Annotated in this window: 20 protein-coding genes; 7 read left to right on the top strand and 13 right to left on the bottom strand. The window is 64.8% G+C overall.

Annotation, left to right across the window (positions count from 1 at the left end; all coding sequences use genetic code 11):
• Positions 1-25 precede the first annotated feature (25 nt).
• The 5 genes from STHE_RS13760 to STHE_RS13740 form a co-directional block, all read right to left on the bottom strand.
• The gene (locus STHE_RS13760; protein ID WP_083776166.1) at positions 26-1,021 is read right to left on the bottom strand and encodes a nitrilase-related carbon-nitrogen hydrolase; all 996 of its coding nucleotides are present in this window, start codon (positions 1,019-1,021) and stop codon (positions 26-28) included.
• Positions 1,022-1,350: 329 nt separating this feature from the next.
• Complete coding sequence (locus tag STHE_RS13755; RefSeq protein ID WP_012873197.1) at positions 1,351-2,193, bottom strand: LOG family protein; 843 nt, start codon at positions 2,191-2,193, stop codon at positions 1,351-1,353.
• 145 nt (positions 2,194-2,338) lie between these two features.
• Positions 2,339-3,478, bottom strand: a complete 1,140-nt coding sequence (locus tag STHE_RS13750) for a DUF4388 domain-containing protein (RefSeq protein WP_012873196.1) — start codon at positions 3,476-3,478, stop codon at positions 2,339-2,341.
• Positions 3,479-3,503: 25 nt separating this feature from the next.
• Positions 3,504-4,556, bottom strand: a complete 1,053-nt coding sequence (locus STHE_RS13745) for a GDSL-type esterase/lipase family protein (RefSeq protein ID WP_012873195.1) — start codon at positions 4,554-4,556, stop codon at positions 3,504-3,506.
• Positions 4,553-5,464 (bottom strand): NUDIX domain-containing protein, encoded by a 912-nt coding sequence (locus STHE_RS13740; protein WP_012873194.1) that lies wholly within the window; start codon positions 5,462-5,464, stop codon positions 4,553-4,555. The genes STHE_RS13745 and STHE_RS13740 overlap by 4 nt, the downstream gene beginning before the upstream one ends.
• Before the next feature lie 188 nt (positions 5,465-5,652).
• Here STHE_RS13740 and STHE_RS13735 point away from each other — a divergent pair, with 188 nt between their 5' ends.
• Positions 5,653-7,170 carry an undecaprenyl-phosphate glucose phosphotransferase gene (locus STHE_RS13735; protein ID WP_012873193.1) on the top strand — a complete coding sequence of 506 codons (1,518 nt, stop codon included), beginning with the start codon at positions 5,653-5,655 and terminating at the stop codon, positions 7,168-7,170.
• A gap of 202 nt (positions 7,171-7,372) precedes the next feature.
• Here the strand turns inward: STHE_RS13735 and STHE_RS13730 are convergent, their stop codons facing one another.
• The 5 genes from STHE_RS13730 to STHE_RS13710 form a co-directional block, all read right to left on the bottom strand.
• On the bottom strand, positions 7,373-8,959 hold the full coding sequence (locus STHE_RS13730; RefSeq protein WP_012873192.1) for an N-acyl-D-amino-acid deacylase family protein: 1,587 nt from the start codon (positions 8,957-8,959) through the stop codon (positions 7,373-7,375).
• A 120-nt stretch (positions 8,960-9,079) separates the two neighbouring features.
• Positions 9,080-10,009 (bottom strand): serine hydrolase, encoded by a 930-nt coding sequence (locus STHE_RS18170; RefSeq protein ID WP_012873191.1) that lies wholly within the window; start codon positions 10,007-10,009, stop codon positions 9,080-9,082.
• Between the two features lie 123 nt (positions 10,010-10,132).
• Positions 10,133-11,344 (bottom strand): sugar ABC transporter substrate-binding protein, encoded by a 1,212-nt coding sequence (locus STHE_RS13720; RefSeq protein ID WP_148220101.1) that lies wholly within the window; start codon positions 11,342-11,344, stop codon positions 10,133-10,135.
• A gap of 72 nt (positions 11,345-11,416) precedes the next feature.
• On the bottom strand, positions 11,417-12,424 hold the full coding sequence (locus STHE_RS13715) for an ABC transporter permease (RefSeq protein ID WP_012873189.1): 1,008 nt from the start codon (positions 12,422-12,424) through the stop codon (positions 11,417-11,419).
• The gene (locus STHE_RS13710) at positions 12,421-13,950 is read right to left on the bottom strand and encodes a sugar ABC transporter ATP-binding protein (RefSeq protein ID WP_052295380.1); all 1,530 of its coding nucleotides are present in this window, start codon (positions 13,948-13,950) and stop codon (positions 12,421-12,423) included. Before STHE_RS13710 ends, STHE_RS13715 begins: the two co-directional genes overlap by 4 nt.
• Positions 13,951-14,169: 219 nt before the next feature.
• Here STHE_RS13710 and STHE_RS13705 point away from each other — a divergent pair, with 219 nt between their 5' ends.
• The gene (locus tag STHE_RS13705; RefSeq protein WP_012873187.1) at positions 14,170-14,982 is read left to right on the top strand and encodes an IclR family transcriptional regulator; all 813 of its coding nucleotides are present in this window, start codon (positions 14,170-14,172) and stop codon (positions 14,980-14,982) included.
• Positions 14,983-15,097: 115 nt separating this feature from the next.
• Here the strand turns inward: STHE_RS13705 and STHE_RS13700 are convergent, their stop codons facing one another.
• Positions 15,098-15,727 (bottom strand): CGNR zinc finger domain-containing protein, encoded by a 630-nt coding sequence (locus STHE_RS13700; protein WP_012873186.1) that lies wholly within the window; start codon positions 15,725-15,727, stop codon positions 15,098-15,100.
• Positions 15,728-15,968: 241 nt separating this feature from the next.
• On the opposite strand from STHE_RS13700, the gene STHE_RS13695 reads away from it, so the two are divergent.
• The 4 genes from STHE_RS13695 to STHE_RS13680 are packed head-to-tail and all read left to right on the top strand — an operon-like array spanning position 15,969 to position 19,237.
• Entirely contained in the window at positions 15,969-17,117 is a 1,149-nt protein-coding gene (locus STHE_RS13695) for a glycosyltransferase (RefSeq protein ID WP_012873185.1), read from the top strand.
• Complete coding sequence (locus tag STHE_RS13690) at positions 17,108-17,812, top strand: YveK family protein (RefSeq protein ID WP_012873184.1); 705 nt, start codon at positions 17,108-17,110, stop codon at positions 17,810-17,812. Before STHE_RS13695 ends, STHE_RS13690 begins: the two co-directional genes overlap by 10 nt.
• The gene (locus STHE_RS13685; RefSeq protein WP_012873183.1) at positions 17,809-18,492 is read left to right on the top strand and encodes a YveK family protein; all 684 of its coding nucleotides are present in this window, start codon (positions 17,809-17,811) and stop codon (positions 18,490-18,492) included. The genes STHE_RS13690 and STHE_RS13685 overlap by 4 nt, the downstream gene beginning before the upstream one ends.
• A gap of 46 nt (positions 18,493-18,538) precedes the next feature.
• Positions 18,539-19,237, top strand: coding sequence for a CpsD/CapB family tyrosine-protein kinase (locus STHE_RS13680; RefSeq protein WP_012873182.1), 699 nt, complete (start codon positions 18,539-18,541; stop codon positions 19,235-19,237).
• A gap of 53 nt (positions 19,238-19,290) precedes the next feature.
• Here the strand turns inward: STHE_RS13680 and STHE_RS13675 are convergent, their stop codons facing one another.
• Entirely contained in the window at positions 19,291-20,019 is a 729-nt protein-coding gene (locus STHE_RS13675) for a DUF4388 domain-containing protein (protein ID WP_012873181.1), read from the bottom strand.
• 10 nt (positions 20,020-20,029) lie between these two features.
• On the bottom strand, positions 20,030-20,482 hold the full coding sequence (locus STHE_RS13670; RefSeq protein WP_012873180.1) for a hypothetical protein: 453 nt from the start codon (positions 20,480-20,482) through the stop codon (positions 20,030-20,032).
• 250 nt (positions 20,483-20,732) lie between these two features.
• Here STHE_RS13670 and STHE_RS13665 point away from each other — a divergent pair, with 250 nt between their 5' ends.
• A complete protein-coding gene (locus STHE_RS13665; protein ID WP_012873179.1) occupies positions 20,733-20,945 on the top strand; it encodes a hypothetical protein in 213 nt (70 codons plus the stop codon).
• The last annotated feature ends 299 nt before the right edge of the window (positions 20,946-21,244 follow it).

Here is a 21,244-nt window from a genome sequence, read left to right as displayed (position 1 = left end):
CGCCCGGCCCGCGCAGTGCCCCAGGCTACCGAACCGGTACAGCCTGCTTCTCGGGGAGAGGCGCCCATTCCTCCTGCGGCGCATCCGGGGCAGGCTCGGGCTCCCGCTGGAAGGTCACCGGGCGCTTCGGGCGCTCGTCGACGATGAGCTGGAAGACGTCTGGACGGGAATAGTGCCCGACTGCGTCGAAGTCGTATTTACCCCGCACCACGTCGTCGAGATCCAGGTCGGCGGTGAGGATCGTCTCACCGTCGATCGCCGGGCCGGCCAGGATCTGGCCCAACGGTGAGACGATCATCGAGGCGCCCCGGCAGAGGACGGTATCGGGGTCGGTGACCCCCTCGATCGGGTAGTCGTCCGGGTAGTCGCGGCGACGCGCGAACTGGTTGGCCGAGAGGACGAAGCAGCGTCCCTCGCAGGCGATGTGTTGCATGCTGGCCACCCAGGTGTCCCGCTGGTCGGCCGTCGGTGCGCAGTAGATCTGGATGCCCTTCTGATACATCGCCATGCGCATTAGCGGCATGTAGTTCTCCCAGCAGATCACCGCGCCGATCTTGCCGATCGGTGTGTCGAACACCGGCAGCGTCGAGCCGTCGCCATAGCCCCAGACGAGCCGCTCCGCCGCGGTCGGCATCAGCTTGCGGTGCTTGCCCATCAACTCCCCCTGGGGGTTGAAGAAGAGGACCGTGCAGTAGAGCGTGCCCCCGTCCCGCTCGATGACCCCCATCACGAGGTACATGTTCCGCTCGCGCGCCAGCTCCCCCAGCCGCCGAGTGGCAGGGCCGGGCACCTCGACCGAGGACTCCCAGTAGCGCCGGTACCACTCACGGCCCTCCGGGGTGCGCGAGCCGACGGTGGCCCCGAAGGTGATCCCGCGCGGGTAGGCCGAGAGGAAGGCCTCCGGGAAGACCACCAGGTCCGCATCGACGTCCGCGAGGAGCCGCTCGGTCTTCTCCAGCGTCGCATCCAGATCGAAGGCGACCGGTGCCGCCTGCACGACCGCTGCACGCACCGTGGACATGGCCCACCTCCTGACCGTTGGCCGCGATAACGCGGCGCGTTTCCTGGACCGAAACTGAGGACCGCCCCATTTGCAACCAGGATAACACCAGCACACCCGTATGCCCGCGTCGTCGATCCTTCCGACCGATTTTCGCCCAAGGGAGGGGGAGTCGACGAAGGCACGGCTGTCGGCATCGGGAGCGAAACGGTCACAACAACGGGTCTCGAAGCGGCAGGCGGATTCAGCCGCTGGATCCCTAGCCTCGTGATCGCCATGCCTGAGGTGGACCGCGTCACGTGGAAGCCGCGGCCGGGGATCTTCGCAGGCACGCGCGCGGAATCACCCTGTCACTGCTCCCGGTCGTCGATTAGACCGACCTCGGCGGCGACCGAGCGCTCCTCGGGGAGCCAGCACCGGCGGCGGTGGCAGTCCTGGATCAGGAAGGAAGCCTCTTCGACCGAATCGGTCACCACAAGTCTGGTCAGGTCCTTCACCGAGATCATTCCCTCGGCGACCACGGTCCGTGCGAGCCAGTCGATCAGCCCCTGCCAGTAGTCCCGCCCGAAGAGGATCACCGGGAAGTAGGAGATCTTCTCGGTCTGGATAAGCGTCAGCGCCTCGAACAACTCATCGAGCGTACCGAACCCGCCGGGGAAGATGACGAACGCCTCGGCGTACTTGACGAACATCGTCTTGCGGACAAAGAAGTAGCGGAAGTTGATGGCCAGATTGACGTAGGGATTCATGCCCTGCTCGAACGGCAGCTCGATGTTGCAGCCGACCGAGAGTCCCCCGGCGTCGTGGGCGCCGCGGTTGGCGGCCTCCATGATCCCCGGCCCACCGCCGGTGATGATGGCGAAGCCGGCGCGGGACAGGTCAAAGGCCAGGGCACGTGCGGCGGCGTACATCGGGTCCGACTCGTCGATGCGGGATGAGCCGAAGAAGCTCACCCCCTGAGTCACCCGTGCCAGCGCGTCGAAACCCTCGACGAACTCGCCCTGAATACGGAGGATGCGCCACGGGTCGGTTTCGAGGAAGGCTGTCGAGGATGGTTGTCGTCCAGGGGATTCCAGCAGCCGGCGGTCCTCTGTCGGCTGCCCCAGGCGCGCGGCGCGGGATAGGGTGGGGTTCGCTTCCTCCTCATCGGCCGCCCGGGGCGGCTCTGTACCACGGGGTTCGGCATCGTTCATTGTGGCTGTTCCTCCTCGCTCCCGATACCGCGTGACCGGCACCTGCCACCTAGCGATCGCGGACGGCGTGCCATGACCCAGGTCCGCTGAGCCGCACAGGATGTCGCCCTCGGCCGGGCAGCGCGAGCTCCACTGCGCGGGCGGTCTAGGCGGGCGCGCCCGCCATCATGTCGCGCAGGAGCAGACCCTCGATCTCGATGAACTCATACATGCGCATCATCTGCTGGAACTCGGCGTCGGTGTGGCGGTACAAGCCCTCCATGAGACCCTGCGCCACCACCGGGTCGAACATCTTCGAGAACTTGTTGTTCTGGATGGCGATGAAGAGCTTGTAGAGGTCCACCAGCTCGGTCGGGGAGATCGGCGTGTTCTGGTCGCTGATGATGACCTTCCCGGCCGCCATGCGCACCTTCAACCGGTTCTCGACCGCGAAGCGATTGAGCTGGTTCTCAAACTCCAGGGCGACGCGCGCGTGGTCGAACAAGACCAGCTTCAGGTAGATCGACTCGACCGCCAGGTTGAACAGCTCGATCACCTTGGCCTTGTTCGGGGGGATGGCCTCGATGTAGCCCTGCGTCGCGAGCAGGTAGAGGGCGCGGGCGGTCTCAAACTGCGTCAGGCCCGCCTCCCGGGCAATGGTCACGACGTCGCGGTGGCCATCCACGAGCCGGAATACCCCTTGGAGTTCCTCCGGGGGCGCGGCCTCCGGCTGCTGTGCGCGACGGCGGAAGATCATGTAGACCGACGGCACCACCGGCGAGAGCTGGATCCACTCATCGACGCGCCTCGTCCCCTCGATGATCAGGCGCATGCTGTCGATGGCGACCGGGACGCCGCCCTCGCGCACGACCTCGCCCGCCTTGAAGGTAAAGTAGCAGTTACGCCAGAGGAACAGGGTATAGATCGAGATCTCGAGCAGTTGCTCCTCGCAGGCGCGGATGTCGTCGTTGGTGATCGCGTTGGTCTCCCGCAGGTGCTTGACGATGGCCTCTTCGCTGTACAGCCCCCGCTGGCGCAGCGCGACGACGTGCTCCCGCGTCAGCTTACCGAGCCGCGCCAGCAGCTCGGTCATGGTCGGGAGCCGGCTCCCGGCAGCGACGTAGCTGACCCGGCCGTCCTCGAAAGTGATGGTCCGAGTGTTCCACCCCTGAATCAGCGTGAGAATGCCCGTCTTCTGAGTGAAGCTGAGCATCTGGAAAAGGTCTGAGAGCGTGAACACGCCGAGCCGACCCTGGAGGTCCAGCTCCATGTCATCGGCCGGCCGAGCCTGATACGGCGTGAACATCGGACTCCCCTACCTTCCCGCGCTGCTAGCTTCCCGGCAACGCGACCTCGACCTCCGCGCTCGCCTGATTCCCCGCGAGATCGGTGGCGCGTACGGTCAGCGTGGCGGAGGCGTCAGACCAATCGCGCGCATCCCACACGCCCAGGTAGGCACCCTGGGACGGGATGTAGCGCAGGTCCTGAACATACGTACCGTCCACGAGCAGTTCCACCCGGGTGACCCCCACCGCATCGTCAGCGCGAACGCGGACCGTCGGCGTCCGGCGCCCGAGCGGTCCGGCAGCCGGTCGCTCGATGGTGACGGTCGGTGGTTCCTGGTCGTAACCCAGCGCCTGCCAGACGAGGCGCGCGATCTCGGCGTGCCCGGCATTGTTCGCATGGATGTCCGACGGATACCAGGTCCATTCACGGATGTTCCCTCGGAAGACCGGCTCGACGTCCGCCACCCGCGCTCCCTCCGCAGCCGCGCTTTGGCGGATGACCTCGTTGAACTGGGCCACCCACCAGGCGTCGCTCCCCTCCTCGGCGGGATTCCCCTCGCTCAGGTCGTAGTACGTCGTCACCACGATGTCGGCCGGCATTTCACCCAGCGCCTCCCGGATCGCGGCCAGCGCCGCGGGAAACGTGGAACGGAACTGGACCAACCCGGCCTGGCGCTCTGCCTCGTCGCTACCAGCCAGCCGCAGGATGTCGTTGCCGCCGAGCGTGACGGTCACCGCCCGGACCTCCGCGCCCCGCGCGCGAGCCGCCTCGATGTCGGCCCGCGCCTCGCGGAGCTGGTCCCCCGCGAGGAACGAGGTCGTCGTCTCGCCGGGCACTGCCCGGTTGATGAGTGTCACCGCGGGCGCGCCCTCGCTCGTGAAATGTTTCTCCATCAGGTCACGCACCAGCCACGGGTAGCCGCGTACCCGTGGGAGGCTCGTGACCAACCCGGCGGCGATCGAGTCCCCCAGCGCCAGGTAGACCTGCTCGGGGAGGGCCGGTTGCGCCGCCACCCGGGGCGTCGATCGCGCCGCCAGAGGCGCCAGGGCAGTGGCGATGAGCAGCGCGACCATCAGGGCGGATCGCGTCCGCCTCATGCCCCGGCTCCGAGGAGCGAACCCGCCCGGTCCAACGCCGCCCGGAGGATGTCGCGAGCGGCGTCGTGCGTCAGGGCCGCTACCGCCTCCTCCGGGTCGAGCAGCAGTGTGTCGACACCGAGGTGCGCGTCCCAGTCGGGGCCGGGCTCCGCGGTGACGGTCAGGTAGGCGACGAGCTTCTCCTCGCCATCCACGGTGAAGCGGGACGACCCGGCCCAACCGGCCACCTGCGCCCGCAGCCCCATCTCCTCCCCGACCTCGCGCACGGCCGCCTGCCAGGCAGCCTCGCCCGGCTCGATGTGCCCCTTGGGCAGGACCAGCGAGCCATCCCTTGCCCGGCGTATGGCCACCTTGCGCTCCTCCGGCACCAGCACGACCGCGCCGGCCTGCGGCAGGGCGCGGTCATCCGCCTCGCGACCGAGCCCGGAGACGACCAGTTCGGCACGAAGCTTGGCGTAGGTGACCGGAATGAGCTCGGGCAAGACCATGGTGTTGGCAACGATTGGCATGAAATTCGCGTCGCCTTCCCACCTTGGCACGACGTGCACGTGCAGGTGGTCGGCGACACCGGCCCCGGCAACGCTGCCGATGTTGAGGCCGATGTTGAACCCCTCGCACCGGAGTGTGCGCTGCTGGGCCGCGGTGACCCAGGGAAGCAGTCCGAAGACTTCAGTGACCGTCTCGGGTGGCAGGTCGGCAAGCGTCGCTGCGTGCTGGTACGGTACGACCATCACGTGGCCGGTGTTGTACGGGTACAGATTCATTATCACGAAGGCGGTGGTACCGCGGTGCAGGATCAACGACTCGACGTCGTCGTCGCCGGCCGGGCGCAGGCAGAAGATGCACCCTGGCTCGCGCGCTTCGCCGCCGACGTACCGCATCCGCCACGGTGTCCAGAGGCGTTCCATGAATCCATCCTGTATCTCGACAGATCCCTGGGATCGATCTTAGCATAGGGCAAACGGAGCCATCTCCCCCGAAAGTCCCATGCTTGTGGGCACGGGAACCAGGCGCCGGCAGCGCGGCACCGATCAGTCCCTCTGCTATACTACGCCGTGCTGCGTTGCCGGGGGACCCGCAAGGAGGCTTGGCGCGGATGGCAGCGCTAACGGGAAGAGATGTGACGGCCGAGCTTCGTACCAGCACCGGTGTGCAGCAGCGCGCCAGCGCACGGCGCGAGCCACGCTGGCTCACCCAAACGCTCCGCGCCGGAACCGACGCCGCGCTCGTTCTCCTCGCGTTCGCGCTCGCGTACTGGCTGCGCTACCGTCTCGAACTTGGCGGCGATGTCCTGCCGGGATTCTCGCAACCCTTCGACTTCTTCCTCGGCAAGGCCCTGCTCCTGGTCGTCATCTCGGTAATCATCTTCCACCTGCGGGGCCTCTACCGCTTACCGCGCTGGACCAGTTTCCTCGACGAGGCTCAGACCGTCGTCAGCGGGTCCACGACCGCGATGGCCATCGTCATCCTGTACAGCTTCCTGCAGCGCTTCTATCCATCCCGTTTGATCTTCATCTACGCCTGGCTGCTCATGATCGCGCTGCTACTGACCAAGCGCCTGGCGGTGCGCTTCGGCCGGCAACTGCTCTGGCGCCGCGGGATCGGAGTCGACCGGGTGCTGGTGGTCGGCGCCGGGCGTGCGGGCCAGCGGCTGCTCCAGTACATCTACAACCAGCCGCAACTGGGTTACCGCGTCGCGGGGCTGGCGGATGACGTGCCGCTCGACGACGACTGGGGCATCGCGACCGAGCGCCGCGTCGAACGACCCGAGTACCTTGGGCGGCTTGCCGATATCGGCGAGATCGTCGATCGCCACGAGATCGACGAGGTGATGATCGCCCTCCCGCCGACGGAACACAATGCAGTGGCGCACGTGATCGCGACGTGTCGCGAGCGGGGAATCCCGTTCATGTTCGTCCCCGACCTCTTTGAGATGGCGCTCGACCGCGTGCGCATCAACGAGGTCGCGGGCCTGGCCCTGATCGAGGTCAAGGACGCGCGCATCAGCGGCTGGAACTACGCGGTCAAGCGCGCCATGGACGTGGTGATCGCCACCACCGTGCTGACACTGGCCGCGCCGCTCATGCTCCTGATCGCCATTGCGATCAAGCTGGACTCTCCCGGCCCGATCCTTTTCGGGCAGGAGCGGGTCGGGAAGAACGGCCGCCGCTTCACTCTCTATAAGTTCCGCTCGATGTGCAAGGACGCGGAGGAGAAGAAGGCGGAGCTACTGGCAGCCGCATCGCCCAAGGACGGCCTGCTCTTCAAGCTGAAGGACGACCCGCGGGTGACGCGGGTGGGACGCATCCTGCGCCGCACCTCACTGGACGAGCTGCCTCAGTTCTTCAACGTCCTGGTTGGGGAGATGAGCGTGGTCGGGCCGCGGCCGCAAGTTCCGTCCGAGGTCGCCGCCTATGAGGACTGGCACTACCAGCGCCTCATGGTCACCCCGGGCCTGACCGGGCTGTGGCAGGTCAACGGCCGCAGCAACCTCACCTTCGACGAGATGGTGAAGCTGGATCTCTACTACGCCGAGCACTGGTCGCCCTGGCTCGACATCAAGCTGATCCTCCGCACCATCCCCGCCGTCCTCCTCGGCCGCGGGGCGTACTAGCCCAACATCGTTAGCTCCAAGGGAATGCCAGTTCAGCGCCCGAAGCGGATCCCGGTCTAACAGGTAAGATCGGCGATGCGGGGGCGGACGCTGTGGGGCGTGGCAGCAGCGGCTTGATACTAGCCGCTCACCAGGGTTTGGCCATGCTCCACACTTTCGGTCGCGTCCGCCGCACGAGGCACACCAGGGACTGGAAAGGCGCTCAGCGCTGCCTCAGCACACGACCCGGCAGATTTCCAGTCGGCTGCTGATCGCGGAGCACTGGCTGACCATTGACGATAACCCAAGCGATGCCGTCCGGGAGCTGCATCGGATCATCAAACGTGGCCCTATCGATGATGCGGTCGGCATCGAAGAGGCAGAGATCAGCCTTCATTCCAGGTGCAATCACACCGCGGTCGTCGATCCGGAGGCGTTGTGCGGCGCCTCCGGTCATCTGCCGGATGGCCTCGGGCAGCGAGACGACTCCTTCATCACGGACATAGCGGCCCAGAATACGAGGGTACGAACCATAGGACCGGGGGTGCGGCTTCCCACCCAAGAGTGCATCCGTGCCGCCCAAGCGCCAGGGTTGGGCCAGGATGGTCCGGACGTCGTCCTCGTGCATCGCATGAAGGACCATAGATACCGCGAGATCAGCCTCGAGCAGCAATCGCACCGCGGCCTCAAACGGCGAACACCTCCATAGGTCGCCTATTTGCGATAAGGATTTTCCAACGAGATCCCTGTGCTCCTCCGCCGCCACATCGGAGATGTAGATGTTCTCCCAGCCAGCGTTACCGACGAAACTCTCCCAATGAGGTGATCCCGCCTCGACCTCCGCCGCCATCTTTTCGAGACGTATCGGATCTCGGAGGTACTCCCGCAGCCGCTCTGGTCCCTCGGCGTGGGCCCACGGAGGCAGGATCGCGGAAAGCATCGTGCTTCCGGCCATGTATGGATATTGATCCACAGTGACGTCACGACCACGCGCCCGTTGCTCCTCGATACGATCAACAACGGCTTGGGCGCGTCCCCAGTTGTTCCGCCCCATGAGCTTGAAGTGTGAGATGTGCAGGGCGACCCCCGTGAGATCTACGATACGGAACATCTCGTCCAAGGCGTCGTCGATGCGGTCTCCCTCGTAGCGAATGTGGACGACCCAGATTCTCCCTGCCTCAGCCACTATCCGATTGAGTGCGACCAGCTCGTCAAAGGAAGCGTAAGCGCCCGGCGTGTAGACCAGCCCACCTGATAAGCCGAACGCACCCGCGGCCAGCGAGGCCCGGAGCAAGTCGCACATCTGATCAATTTCCCGAGCAGTGGCCGGTCGATTCGCCATGCCCATTACGTTGAGGCGCAATGTGCCGTGCCCCACCAGCGCCGCCACATTTGCGGCCGTAGGACCGAGTCGAGTAAGGTAGTCATCGAAGGAGCGCCAATCCCACTCGACATCATATGTTCCTACAAGCCCACTCAGGTGGCGGCGCCAGAGAGGAGCGACCTCGTCGGTGAGCGGGGCCACGGAGAGGCCATCCTGCCCGAGTAACTCCAACGTGATCCCTTGATTGAGCTTGCAGGGGACGACGGGGTCCACCAGCAGCGCTACGTCGGAGTGGCTGTGTAAGTCGATAAATCCTGGCGCAACCGTGAGCCCCTCAGCGTCAATCACTTCGGCATCACTCTCGGCCGGCGGCTGTAGGGCATCTCCCACATCCATAATCGTGTCACCGTCGATCAGCAAGTGAGCCCGCCGTGGGGGCGCTCCCGTACCGTCAACGACCGTTCCATTCAGGATCCACAGCGGCATTGGCCTATCCCACCCTTCTGATCTGCTTCGCTCGCCTACGCCAAGAAAGAGACGAGGCCGGCCAGGGCCTAGCCGGCCTCGTTGGCGCCCCACGCGCCGCCCCTTCGCAGGTTCGCCCGTTCAGCCTTCCGGGTAGGCAAGCGCGGCGTCCACATACAGAGACTGCCGAATCGCGACCCGGGAGTCCCACTCCCCCGGCCACCAATACTCGAGCAATAGCCGGCCCAGAATCCCGTTCGTGATCGCGCCCTCGCTCTCGAAGCCCATGGAGGTATCGACACTGCGGTGGGTCATTGCTGCAAAGGCAATGGTTGGCCCATCGTGGAGCATGATGAGGCCAGAATCGACGCGCGTCCCTGGAAAGAAACCTGTCTTGTTCGCAACGGTGAACGATTGCTCAACCTTCAAGTCCTTAGCGTATTGGTTATAGTTGAAGTAGCGGGGTACTTGATCGAGATACTGCTGCCGACTCAGAACGTCGATCATCTGACGACAGGCTTCAGCATTGATCAACTCACCTCGTGCCATCATTTCATGTAGGCGGACTAAGTCGGCTGCTGACGCCTCCGCGAAGCGGCGGATGTCGTTACCGATCACTTCAAAGTCAACGCGGTTGTGGAGCACGATGGAGCGCAGGCCATAACGCTCTTGCATCGTTCGATTCACCGCCTCGACCCCTCCAACACGATCGATCAACATGTTGGTCGCCGTGTTGTCGCTGACAATGATCATCAGCATGGCCACGTCTGCGACCGTCGGCTGGAGCCCGGGTCCCAATTCTTTGAGCACACCGGATCCTCCGACGATGTCCGACGCCGTCATGGTCATGCGCTCTTGCAGATCGAGCCCTTCCTCGTGAGCCTGACGCATGAGCTCGACCAGCACCGCCGTCTTGATGACACTCGCAGTAGGCAGCACACATTCGGCGTTGATACCGAGCTCTTCACCGGTGGTCAGGTTTTTGGCCGCGAAGCCCAACTCCCCTGAGAATCGTGAGACAACGCGTTGAGCGGCCCGATCGAACTCCTCACGCGTGCGTATGCGCCCCATTTGCATCTCCTGGTTCGCGATGGTCTAACGATTCCTCTGCTGTGCCGATCGGGAGCCATGGACCGGGATAGCCGCTCCGACGAGATGCTGGAACTGCTATCCCAGGTGCTTCGATCCCGGACGCTAGTCGTTAATACCTTCGATGTTGTCCAGCGACTTGAGCAGCTGTGAATCCTTCAGGTACTCGTTCTCCGGGCCGAGAGGGGGCAAGATGCTCGGGACCGTTGCGCCGTCGGGGTAGTACTGATCGACGGTTTCCTTAGTCAGCACCACCTGAGGTGCGGCTGTCCGCTCTGGCGGCGTGTCCCCGTTGAGCATCTCGATCGCCATCGCGAGCAGATACTGTCCCCAGAACGGGAAGAAGATGTCACCCTCGGCAACCCAATTGGGATTCTCCCGCAGTTGCTTGAGTCCTTCCTCACCGCCCCCGAGACCGGCGATGAGCGCATCGTCCGCGCGGTTGGCTTCCTCGATGGCACGCCAGGCGCCCATAGCCGAGTCATCGTTGGGCGTCATCACGAGGATCTTGCGGTCCTGTGGGATCGTCGGCAGCACGTTCTTTACCGCGAGGTAGCTCGGTTCGAGCGCCGACTGTCCATCGACCTGCACGAGGTTGTTCCCCATCGTCGTCTTGTCCCGTGTGATCTCCTCGGCGTTGATCAGATCCATACCCTCCATCGACTCTGCGACCGCCTGGTAGAAGTACATGACCGAGTGGTTGACCTCTTCCCCGGCCGACGCATTCTGCACGAGAATCACGGTCGTGTTCTCTCCAGTCCAGCCTCGCGCCTTAGCCTCTTCGGCCACGACTTTCCCCGTCTCGTAGCCAATCTCCTTATTGCTGAGGTTGAACCAAGGGCATCCCGGGATGGGCACATTAACCGCAATACAGGGGATACCAGCATCGTTAAACAGCTTTCCGATCGAGGCACTGACTCCCTCAACAGCGTTATACATGATGATCAGATCAGGCTTATCCTGCACCATTAATTGCGCGTTACGCAGCGCCGTCTCGCCGTCGAAATCGTTGTTGTAGAGCTTAATTCGGATCCCGGCCTCCTCGGCAGTCTTCATCAAGCCTTCCTGCAGACCAACAAAGAGTGGACCAGAGGCAGTGGCATTAGCGAACGTGAAGAAGTACTCACCGTCCCCGCTCTCAGTCGACGCGGCTGGCGTTGAGCCTGCCCCTCCCGCGTCGCCTCCACCAGCCACGGTCGTGGCCGTCGGTTCAATCGCACTTCCGCCACAGGCCACTGCGAGCATCGCCACTACCATCAGGGTAATGAGAGCAGTGAGCCGGCGACGCCGCTGACTTCCCCTGTTCTCGATCGTCATCTCATATACCCCCTGCACTGATGATTCCGTCTGCACTTCGACGCACCACCGATCGGTGTTCACACCACGGCGCTACTCCTCCGCTCCGAATAGCGCCCGCAGCCGCCCCATGCCGACCGCGAGCAGCAGCACGACGCCCGTCGCAATTTCTTGGTAGAAGGCGGGCACCGCAAGCAGCGCTAGACCATTAGCCAAAGTGCCCAGGATCAACACGCCAACCAGCGTTCCCGGGATGCCACCGCGTCCCCCGGCGAGTGATGCGCCCCCAAGCACCACTGCCGCGATTGACGTCAGCGCCGAGTTCGCGCCAAGAGTCGCCGAACCAGCGAGGAGCTGACTCGCTACGACAATTCCGGCAAAGGCAGCCAGCATCCCGCAGATCATATAGACGGACACCGTCAACGCATCGACTCGGAGTCCAGCCAAGCGGCTAGCCTCGCGATTACCGCCGATCGCATAGATGGATCGGCCGAACACCGTGTAGCGCAGCATCAGGGAGCTAAGGAGGGCTAATCCGAGGAGGGCCCACACATGATTTGGGATTCGACCAATGGTGGAGTCCGCGAGGAAGCCAGCCTCGGGGTACTCGAAGCTCTTCGTCAGGCCCTTTGTCACCGTTCGCGCCAGGCCACCCGTGATCGAGAGTGTACCAAGTGTGGCAATCAGAGGGTTGATACCAACCTTGGTGATAAGCAGCCCGTTCACCAGACCGACCGCCATGCCGATCCCGAGGACTAACAGGATCGCCAGCGGAATACTCACCCCGGAGTTGGTCAAGAGGGCGTAGCTCACCGCCCCCAGCGGCACCGTGCCACTAACGGATAGGTCAAACCCACCTGATATGAGCGTGAGTGCTTGCCCGATGGAGACAATCCCAATGACGGAGACGTTCGAGAGAATGTTGATTGCGTTTGAGTACGATAGAAACTGCTCAGCCCGAATAGAAAAGAAGAGAACGACGGCGAGGTAGAACGCGAACAGGCCAAACGCTTCAACCGCTAAGCGGCTCAGATTCTCTCGCGCCCACTCGCGCCGAGCGCTGGACGTTGAATCCGTCGCTACACCCGTACGCCCAATCACGCTGATGCCCTCCCTGTTGCGCCGCGAAGCGCCTGGCCTTGCGTCTTCCGCGAGCCCACTAACTCATCCACGACCACCCCATCACGGAGGATGATGAGCCTGTCACTGACCGAGACGGCTTCTTCGACATCCGAGGTGACGAGCAAGATCGGCGTCCCAGCGGCCGCAATCTCGCGCAGCCGCCGGTGAATCTCCAGCCGCGCCCCGATATCCACGCCGCGGGTCGGCTCGTTCAGGACGAGCACTCGCGGGCGATTGGCAAGCCGACTGGCTAGTAATACCTTTTGCTGGTTCCCACCGCTGAGTTGTCCCACGGGCTGGTGCTGACTGCGACACCTTATATTGAACTGTGAGATTAGGGTGGATGCGGTGGTCCGCTCCGCTCCCCTCGCCACGACACCCAACCGCGCCAGTCGATGGAGAATGAGCAGGCTGAGGTTATGCCGGATCGGAAGGCCGAGAATCAGCCCGTCCTTCTTCCGTTCAGCCGGGACATAGCTGATGCCGGCTCGCTGCGCGGCTCGCGGATTCCTGAACACCGGCATCGTGACCCCGTCGATGGTGACCTTTCCACGGATCTCAGGCCGCCTTCCCGCCAACCCTTCGGCGAGCAGGTCGGCTCCAGCCCCGCGGACTCCGAAGACCCCAACAACCTCTCGCTTGCCAACCTCGACGCTCACATCTTGGAGGCGTGTGACACCATCGAGCGTCCAGTGGCTGAGCACTAACGTGGGCGGCTCATCGCTCGACTCGATGCCGGTCGACTCGAACGTTTCTGCTGCTTGCCCCAGCATGTGAGCGATTAACTCTGATGGATCCGTTTCCGCCGTTGGAGCGGAGGCGACCAGTGCTCCGTTCCGCAGCACGTCAACTCGGTCGCTGAATCGAAACACCTCGTCCATCCGGTGAGAGATGTAGATCACAGCTACACCCTCAGCGGTTAACTGCTTCAGCACTCGGAAGAGCGCCTCGCTCTCCGCTTCGGTCAACGCGGCGGTAGGTTCGTCGAGAATTATGATGCGCGCTCGTCGGGCAAGGGCTTTGAGAATCTCCACTATCTGCCGATCAGCCAGCTTCAGCTCGGCCATCGGTCGCCGCAGGTCTAGGTCCAACCCAATCCGCTCGAGTTCTTCACGAGCACGGCGAAGCATCTCCCGCCGTGAGGTAATACCGGCGCGGCTCGGCCACTGACCAAGGACGACGTTCTCAGCAGCGGATAGGTGAGGCGCATAGGCCAACTCCTGGGGAATGAAGGCGATGCCAAGCCTGAGAGCCTCTCGCGGCGACCCAAAGGACACCGATTGACGTGATAAGTACAGCTTACCCTTATCAGGGCGTATTGCACCTGCAAGAATCTTTACGAACGTCGATTTTCCGGCACCGTTCTCGCCGATGACCGCAACGGACTCGCCTGCATGCACTCGAAAGTCGACCTCGCGTAAGACATGGTGCTGGCCGTACCACTTGCTCAGCCCGACCGCCTCAAGCAGGGGGGCGCGATCAGCTAACGACACGGGCTCCCTCACATGATGCTACGATCTCCCCGAGATTGCGCAGCTGATGACTAACGACGGTGTTAGTCGAGCGCACTCGTGAGGAGTACCCGCCGCGCTGCTACGACGCTGGAGCGGCGCGGATTGCGTATAGCACAATCGTGTTGCGCCATATGGTACCATGACACCTCCTACACCTGCAATAGGCAATTGGGCAAGGTCATAAGCTAGATCCTCCCGGGGAGGCAGGATATGTCTGACCGCGAGAATGGTACGGTGATCCAGTCGGTCAAGCGTGCTATGCAGCTCCTGAGCCTATTTGCGCCGCATCGCACTCCGTCGGCGCCGCCTCGCGCACAGTGGACCGTCACTGATCTCTCACGTGCCACCGGGCTCCATAAGAGTGTCGTGACCCGCATGATGGCCACGATGGCTCAGGAAGGCTTCGTGGTGCAGGACCCGGTGACCAAGGCCTACAGTGTGGGTCCTTTGGCCTTTGCGGTTGGGAATGCATACCGACCACACCTCGTACTAAGCCAGGCAGCCAGGCCAGTTATGGAAGAGTTGACTGCAAGGTGTGGCCACGCCTCATATCTCGGGGTACCTGCCGGCCAACACTATATCTTTGTCGTGGCCGTGGAGAGCACCCGTTCAATCCGAGTCACGATTGAGGTCGGTGAGCGCCGGCTGTATCACAGCGGCGCCATCGGCAAGATTCTCCTCGCAGCCATGCCTGATGAACGCATCCGCCAGGTCGTCGGGTCCGATCCACTCCCGAAGGTCACACCGTATACCATCGACCGTATTGAACGACTGCTTGACGAGGTGAATGCCGTGCGTCGCAGCGGGATCGCCTATAACCGGGAAGAGGCAATTGTAGGCGCAGGCTCAGTCGCGGTGGGAATCCATGATGCTCGTGGCGAATGCGTTGCCGGGTTGGGGATTGTCTTCCCAACCCATATCGTCTCGGAGGCAGAGGTGGAGGCGCTCGTGCCTCTCGTGCGCACCGCGGGCACCGAGATCTCGCAGCGCCTGGGAGCGGGGGTGAGCGGAGAACACTCCTAGTCCCCCTCTACCGGAGGAGTGCGCGGGACGTGTCCTCCCACAACCCAGTCGGACCTGTGCGAGTAATGCCCCGAGTGCGCCGATAACGGGTAATGTTTGCTGCTCCGTTGCCGGGCTAGTCCGGCCGCGTTCTGCGGTGCCGCTGGTAGTGGCGGCGCACCTTGGCGCGGTTGCCGCAGTCGCGCATGTCACACCAGCGGCGACTCCGGTTACGACTCGTGTCGAGGAAGAGCCAGCCGCAGTGATCGCCCGCGCACTCCCGCACCCGGGAGAGCGCATCGGATGTCAGCAGCTCGGCCGCCGACCGCGCGACCGGCCAGAGGACGCGGTCCAGGTCGTCCGGCCCAGCAGCCCAGCCCCAGGCGAAGCCATCGGGCCGCGCCACCACCCGCGCCCGGCTCAGGGCGTCCGTTACGGCCAGGTTCAGCGTGTCCAGATCGGCCGAAGGGACCGGCTTGCCGGCGGAGACGTGGGAGAAGATGCCGTAGATCGCCTCGCGCAGCACCCGGGCACGGGTCAGCACCGCCTCCGCTTCGGCAGGCCGCTGGCGTGCGACCTCCAGAAGGTGCTTGCCGTCGTCGACCAGCCCCACCCGCTCGGCCCAGGCGACGAGGTCGGCGTAGGAGTGGAGGTATTCGATCGGGTTGTCGGTGTCGCGGCTGGCACGCGTGTTTGCGAAGTCGAGGCAGAGTACGCCACCGACCAGCTTGAACCGCCCATTTTCACGAGTGTTTGTCGGCCGCATCGCCCCTTCGGTCCCTCCAGTCTCGGCGCTGATGTATTGGGCCGAGCGCCACGCCTTACCATATCTAACCAATCATAGGACTTTGATCGGTTACCGGCAAACAACGGTCTGGCATCGCCCAGCCACCGCTCCACTCTGGGTCACCGGGCGGACCGCTGGCACCGCCTATGGAACCGTGTATCCTTACCCCGATGGCGGCAACCGGCCCTCCGACGGGGCTCGCGGGTGGGTGCGTGCGCGCATGCCGGCAGAGCGTGTAGCTCTGGTCCACGACTACCTCAACCAGTACGGCGGCGCCGAGCGGGTGCTCGAAGCGTTCCACGACCTCTACCCCGATGCACCGGTCTTTACGTCAATCTACGCGCCGGATCTGATGCCCTCGCACTACCGCGACTGGGATATCCGCACGTCCTTCATGCAGCGGCTCCCGGCGGTGCACCGGCACCATCAGCCGTATCTCCCCTTCTACCCGCTGGCCTTTCGGCGGATGCGGCTCGACGGGTTCGACCTGATCCTCAGCTCGAGCAGCGCCTGGGCTAAGGGAGTCCCGACCCCGCCCGGTGCGATCCACGTCTGCTACTGCCACAGCCCGATGCGCTTCGCCTGGGATTTTCATCGCTACGCCGAGCGCGAGCGCCTCGCGGGCGCCGTGCGCCGGGTGCTTCCGCCATTCCTGGCGCTGCTGCGCCGCTGGGACGTCGCGACGAGCCGCACGGTTGACTTTTTCATCGCCAACTCAACGACTGTGGCCAAGCGCATCGCGGACTTCTGGGGGCGCGATGCGACGGTGATCTATCCGCCGGTGGACACCGACGGTGCAGCGCCGGTCGCCCCGTCCGAAGTGGGCGACTACTTTCTGCTCGTCTCGCGCCTCGTGCCGTACAAGCGGTTTGATATCGTGATTGAGGCGTTCAACGCGCTCGGGCTGCCGCTGAAGATCGTCGGTGACGGGCGGGCGCGGCCCGACCTCGAGCGGATTGCCGGCCCGACGATCGAGTTCCTTGGCACGGTCTCCGACGAGGAGAAGTACCGGCTCTACGCGCGCTGCCAGGCCGCGATCTTCCCGGCTGAGGACGATTTTGGCATCGCTCAGGTGGAGGTCCAGGCCGCGGGCCGACCAGCCATCGCACTGGCGGCCGGCGGCGCGCTCGACACCGTGATCGACGGCGTGACAGGCGTTCTGTTCTCGCCCCAGACGCCCGAGGCACTGATCGACGCCGTCCAGCGCTTCCAACGGATGACCTTCTCGACCGACCAGATCGTTGCGCACGCGGCCCGGTTCAGCCGCGAGCGTTTCCTTCGTGAGATCGCCGACTTTGTTGCCGAGCGACTGGCCGCGCGGCACGCACCGCCCGCGGCGCGCCGGACGGAGGTAGCGACATGGAGCTGAAAGAGTATCTGGCCATCCTCCTCCGCCGCTGGTACTTCGTCGTGGTGGTGCCGTTGCTCGTGCTGGCCGGAGTGATCTACCAGGCGTCCCAGACGACAACCACCTACACCGCCACCCTGCGGATGGCGGTCGCCCGCACGCCCGACGCTCCGGCACCCGAGGAAGACTTTTTCCGCTACGACCAGTACTACGCCTACCTCGCCAGCGAGTACCTGATCGACGACCTGGTGGAGGTCGTCCGGGGCAATGTCTTCGCCGCGGACGTCTCGCGCATGCTGATGGCGAGCGAGGGGATTGAGGTATCCCCCGGCGAGATCCAGGGGTCGCTCGCATCCGAGCGCATCAACCGCATCCTGACGATCCGGATCACGTCCGGCGATCCAAACCGGGCCGTGGCTATTGCCCAGGCAGCGGCGTCAACGCTGGAGGAGAAGGCAGGCAGCTACTTCAATTTTCCGAACGCGTCTGATATCGTCTCTGTCACACCAGTGCAGGTGCCGGAGCACGCTGCCGCCAACAGCCAGCGGCAGCAGTTGATCCTGGTGCTCCAGGTGGTGATTGGTCTGTTTGCGGGCGTCCTGATTGCCTTCCTCGTCGACTACCTGGACGACACCCTGCGCTCGCCCGAGACGGTGTCAGCCGCACTGGATCTCCCGGTGATCGGCACCATCCCGGAAGGGAAGGGGGGACGGTGAGACCGGAGGAGTATGCGCTGATCGTGCTACGCCGCTGGTGGCTGGTCCTGCTCGCGGCCGTCGTGGCAGGCGGCGTGGCGTATGCCTACAGCATCTCCCAGCCAAAGACGTACCAGGTCAGCGCCCGTCTGATGGCCATCGCCGAGCCGCCGGATTACTGGATGGACCTCTACGCAAAGAACAGGCTCGCCTCCTACGGGGACTTGATCAACAACGCCCCCTTCGTCGCCGAAGCGCTTCAGCGCGCCAACCTTGACATCGACGTCGGGGAGGCGATGAGCGGCCTCGCGGTCGGCCGCAATTCGGACAGCAATGTGATTCAGGTGGTCAAGACCGACACCGACCCGGAGCGGGCCGCCGCGGTCGTCAACGCGCTGGCCGAAGCGTTCGTCGCCCGTGCTGCGGAAGAGAACGCCCAGCTCATCACCGAATATCCCACCGGGACGGAGGGGGTGAAGCGCAACACCGTGCGCGTCGAGCAACTCGACACGCCGGGCCCGCCGTCCACGCCGATCGGCCCGCGGGTCAAGCTGAACACGGCGGCAGCCCTGCTCCTCGGCCTGGTGGTCGGCGTGCTGCTGACCTTCGCTGCGGAGTATCTCGATGACACGCTCCGCACCGAAGAAGACGTCGATCGCTACCTCGCACTGCCGACGGTGGCCGGTATCCCACGGGCCTGACGCGCCGATGACGCACCCTGAGAGCCCTGAGAAAGGAGAACCGCGGGTGAGCCAGATTCAGGAGCGGGCCGAATCCCAGACGCGCGTGGGTGGGATCGACCTCGCCATCGTCTCCAACCCCGCGTCGGCGGTCGCTGAAGCCTACCGATCTCTCCGCTCGACGGTGAAGTTCGCGCGGGTCGAGCCCGCGGTCCGTTCCGTCGCGATCGCAGACGCCGGAACCGGCGGCCAGCACGCCGAGGTGGCAGCCAACCTCGCCGCCGCCCTGGCGCTCGGTGGCGACAGTGTCGTGCTGGTGGACGCCGACTTCCGGCGGCCCCGGACGCATGAGCTCTTCCGGTTGTCGAACAACACGGGCCTCGCCGAATGGCTCGCCTCCGGCGACCCCGCGGCGACACTCCCTCTGGTTGAGAGCGGTATCGAGGGGCTGAGCCTGCTCCCGGCCGGCCACGCCGGCAAGTCCGGCGGCACGCTGCCGGCGGACCTCCTCGGCAGCGACCTCTTCGCCCGGCTTCTGGCCCGCCTGCGCGACGAGACCGCGTTCGTCGTGGTCAACACGCCTCCGCTGCCCGACTTCGGCGACGCGCTGGCCGTGGCGCCGCGTGTGGACGCCGTGCTCCTGCTGGTCCGATCGGGGAAGACGAAGCGCGCTGCGGCCCAGCGTGCCCGGGAATCGCTCGACCGCGTCGGTGCGCGCATCCTCGGCGTCGTGCTGACCGACACCGGTTCCCGCCGCCGCGCCTGAACCCATCGCGGCCCTGCTCCAGCGGGCGATGTGAGGGGCAGCGGTGCACCGAGCTAGGTGGCGGGGACTGCGCCTGGGTGCTGCGCGCGCTCAATCAAGCCGAGGGTGATCAGCCGATCCAGCACCTCGTCCAGCTCTTCCTGTGAGCGCCCGGTCTTGGCCGCAAGGTCGTACATGTTCGAGGCGCCGTTCAGGATCGCGAGGAGGACGTCCAACTCGGGGCGCTCCAACCGGTCCAGAATCGCCGGTACGAAGGGCACATCGGTGAGGCTGACGGTGTCCTGCTTCGCGTGGGTCGCGAGCCACTCGTCGGCCATCCGCATCGCGTTCAGCACGATCGGCTCGATCCGGATCTCCTCCATGAAGGCCTCATCGATCTCCACCTCCTCCGGGGTGAAGACGAACGTGCCGCCCGGCTGGATCAAGATGCGGAAGAGCGACGCTTCGAACTGGGCTGCGACAGCCTTCCAGATCTGCTGGTGATTCACGAACCCGAGTTCGACGAGCATATCCCCAAGCCGGGTACGACCGTCCTCCACCGCTTGCAGCGCCAGCGCCTGCTCGACGTGCTCCTCCGTGATGTATCCCTGATCGATCAAGAGCTGGCCGATGCGCAGACTCTCGTCGCTGGTGGTGACCGATGCCACCCGGCCTCGGTGGAACACCAGGGTGATCTCGTCGGTCGGGATGCTCAGAGTGAGACGCCCTGACTTTCCGTGGCTCGACAGGACATAGAGGATGTCCTGGAGGGGGAGATCCTGGAGGTCGCCGTAGAAGCCCATGTCAGCCCTTCTACTGCGGCGTGGCCGGAACGACCTCGAACGTCGCCGCCGACTGGACCCCGCGTAGTGCCACCTGCACCTGCTCCTCAAGCCCCGCCTTCCCGGTCTGCGGGGTCGCTGCGACCATGATGCGCACCTCCTGTGAGGAGAGATCGACCACGCGCACCGAAAGGCACGGGGGCAGCCCCTCCAGGTGTTCCCGCAGCCCGGCCACCTCGGTCAGCCGGCGCACGCCGCGCAGCACGACGTACCAGCGGGCGATCGGTTCCAAGTCCGCCGGCCCCAGCGCGGACGAGATCGAGGGGAGGGGCGGCTCCGACTGGGCCTGACGCAGCCCATCCAGAAAGTCCGTCCAGGCAGCGAACTCCCGCGCCGCCGCGCCATCGAGGCCGGGGACATCGGGCAGCCCGCCCTTCCCGTTGGTCAGGTCATGCGACGATCCGCCGTCGGCCACGTCACGCATGGGCCCTCCCTCGCGGTGGACCACCTACCAGTCGAGCAGGACCTCCTCGAAGGTCTCACCGTGGCTCAACCGTAGCGACGCCCACATTCCTACGTCAAGTGTCGGAAGTCCTGAGCATACCCGGACTCGCGTACCTCGCCCACAGGATCGCCCGCGGAACAAAACTGGCGAGGAGTCGTATACTGTGACCATCTCCCCAAACGCAGGCTGCGGCCGATCGTTGTCGTGCGAGCGATAAGGAGGACCATTCATGGCACGAAACCGCAAGAAGTCGCTCCCCAAGGTAAGCTACCCACGCGGGCGGCGGCGCGTTCCGGAGAAGACAACCGCCCGCACCTACCCCTACCGCGTACGGCGTACCAGCCGCGGTCTCGTCCCCGCCACCCAGGACGACCTGTTGCCGTTCATCGCATCCCGCATCGCCCAACCCGAGGCCGCTGAACAAGCCACACCGGAGGCGTAGCAGACCCGGTCAGCCGCGCTGAGTTGCGGATGGCTTGGTGCCCGGGGAACACCTCGGGCTGACAAGGGAAGCCGGTCAAAGCCGGCTTTGGAGTGCGGCGGCGGCCGCCGCCGCCGTGGTATGGCGCGGCGCCAGCCGCGAGCTGGGGTTGGTGCCGCGCCGGTGTCGGGGCACGGGATGAGTAGCCCGATGCCCCCTGGCGTGGCCTGGGCCCGGGGTTTACCCCCGGGCACGAGCCGACAACAGAGCGCCCCACCACCACGCGTGTTGCTCATCAGGCCTCTACGCCTCGTCTCCGC

The sequence above is a fragment of the Sphaerobacter thermophilus DSM 20745 genome (assembly GCF_000024985.1).
GTDB lineage: Bacteria > Chloroflexota > Chloroflexia > Thermomicrobiales > Thermomicrobiaceae > Sphaerobacter > Sphaerobacter thermophilus.
This window is presented reverse-complemented; position numbering and strand designations above follow the sequence as displayed.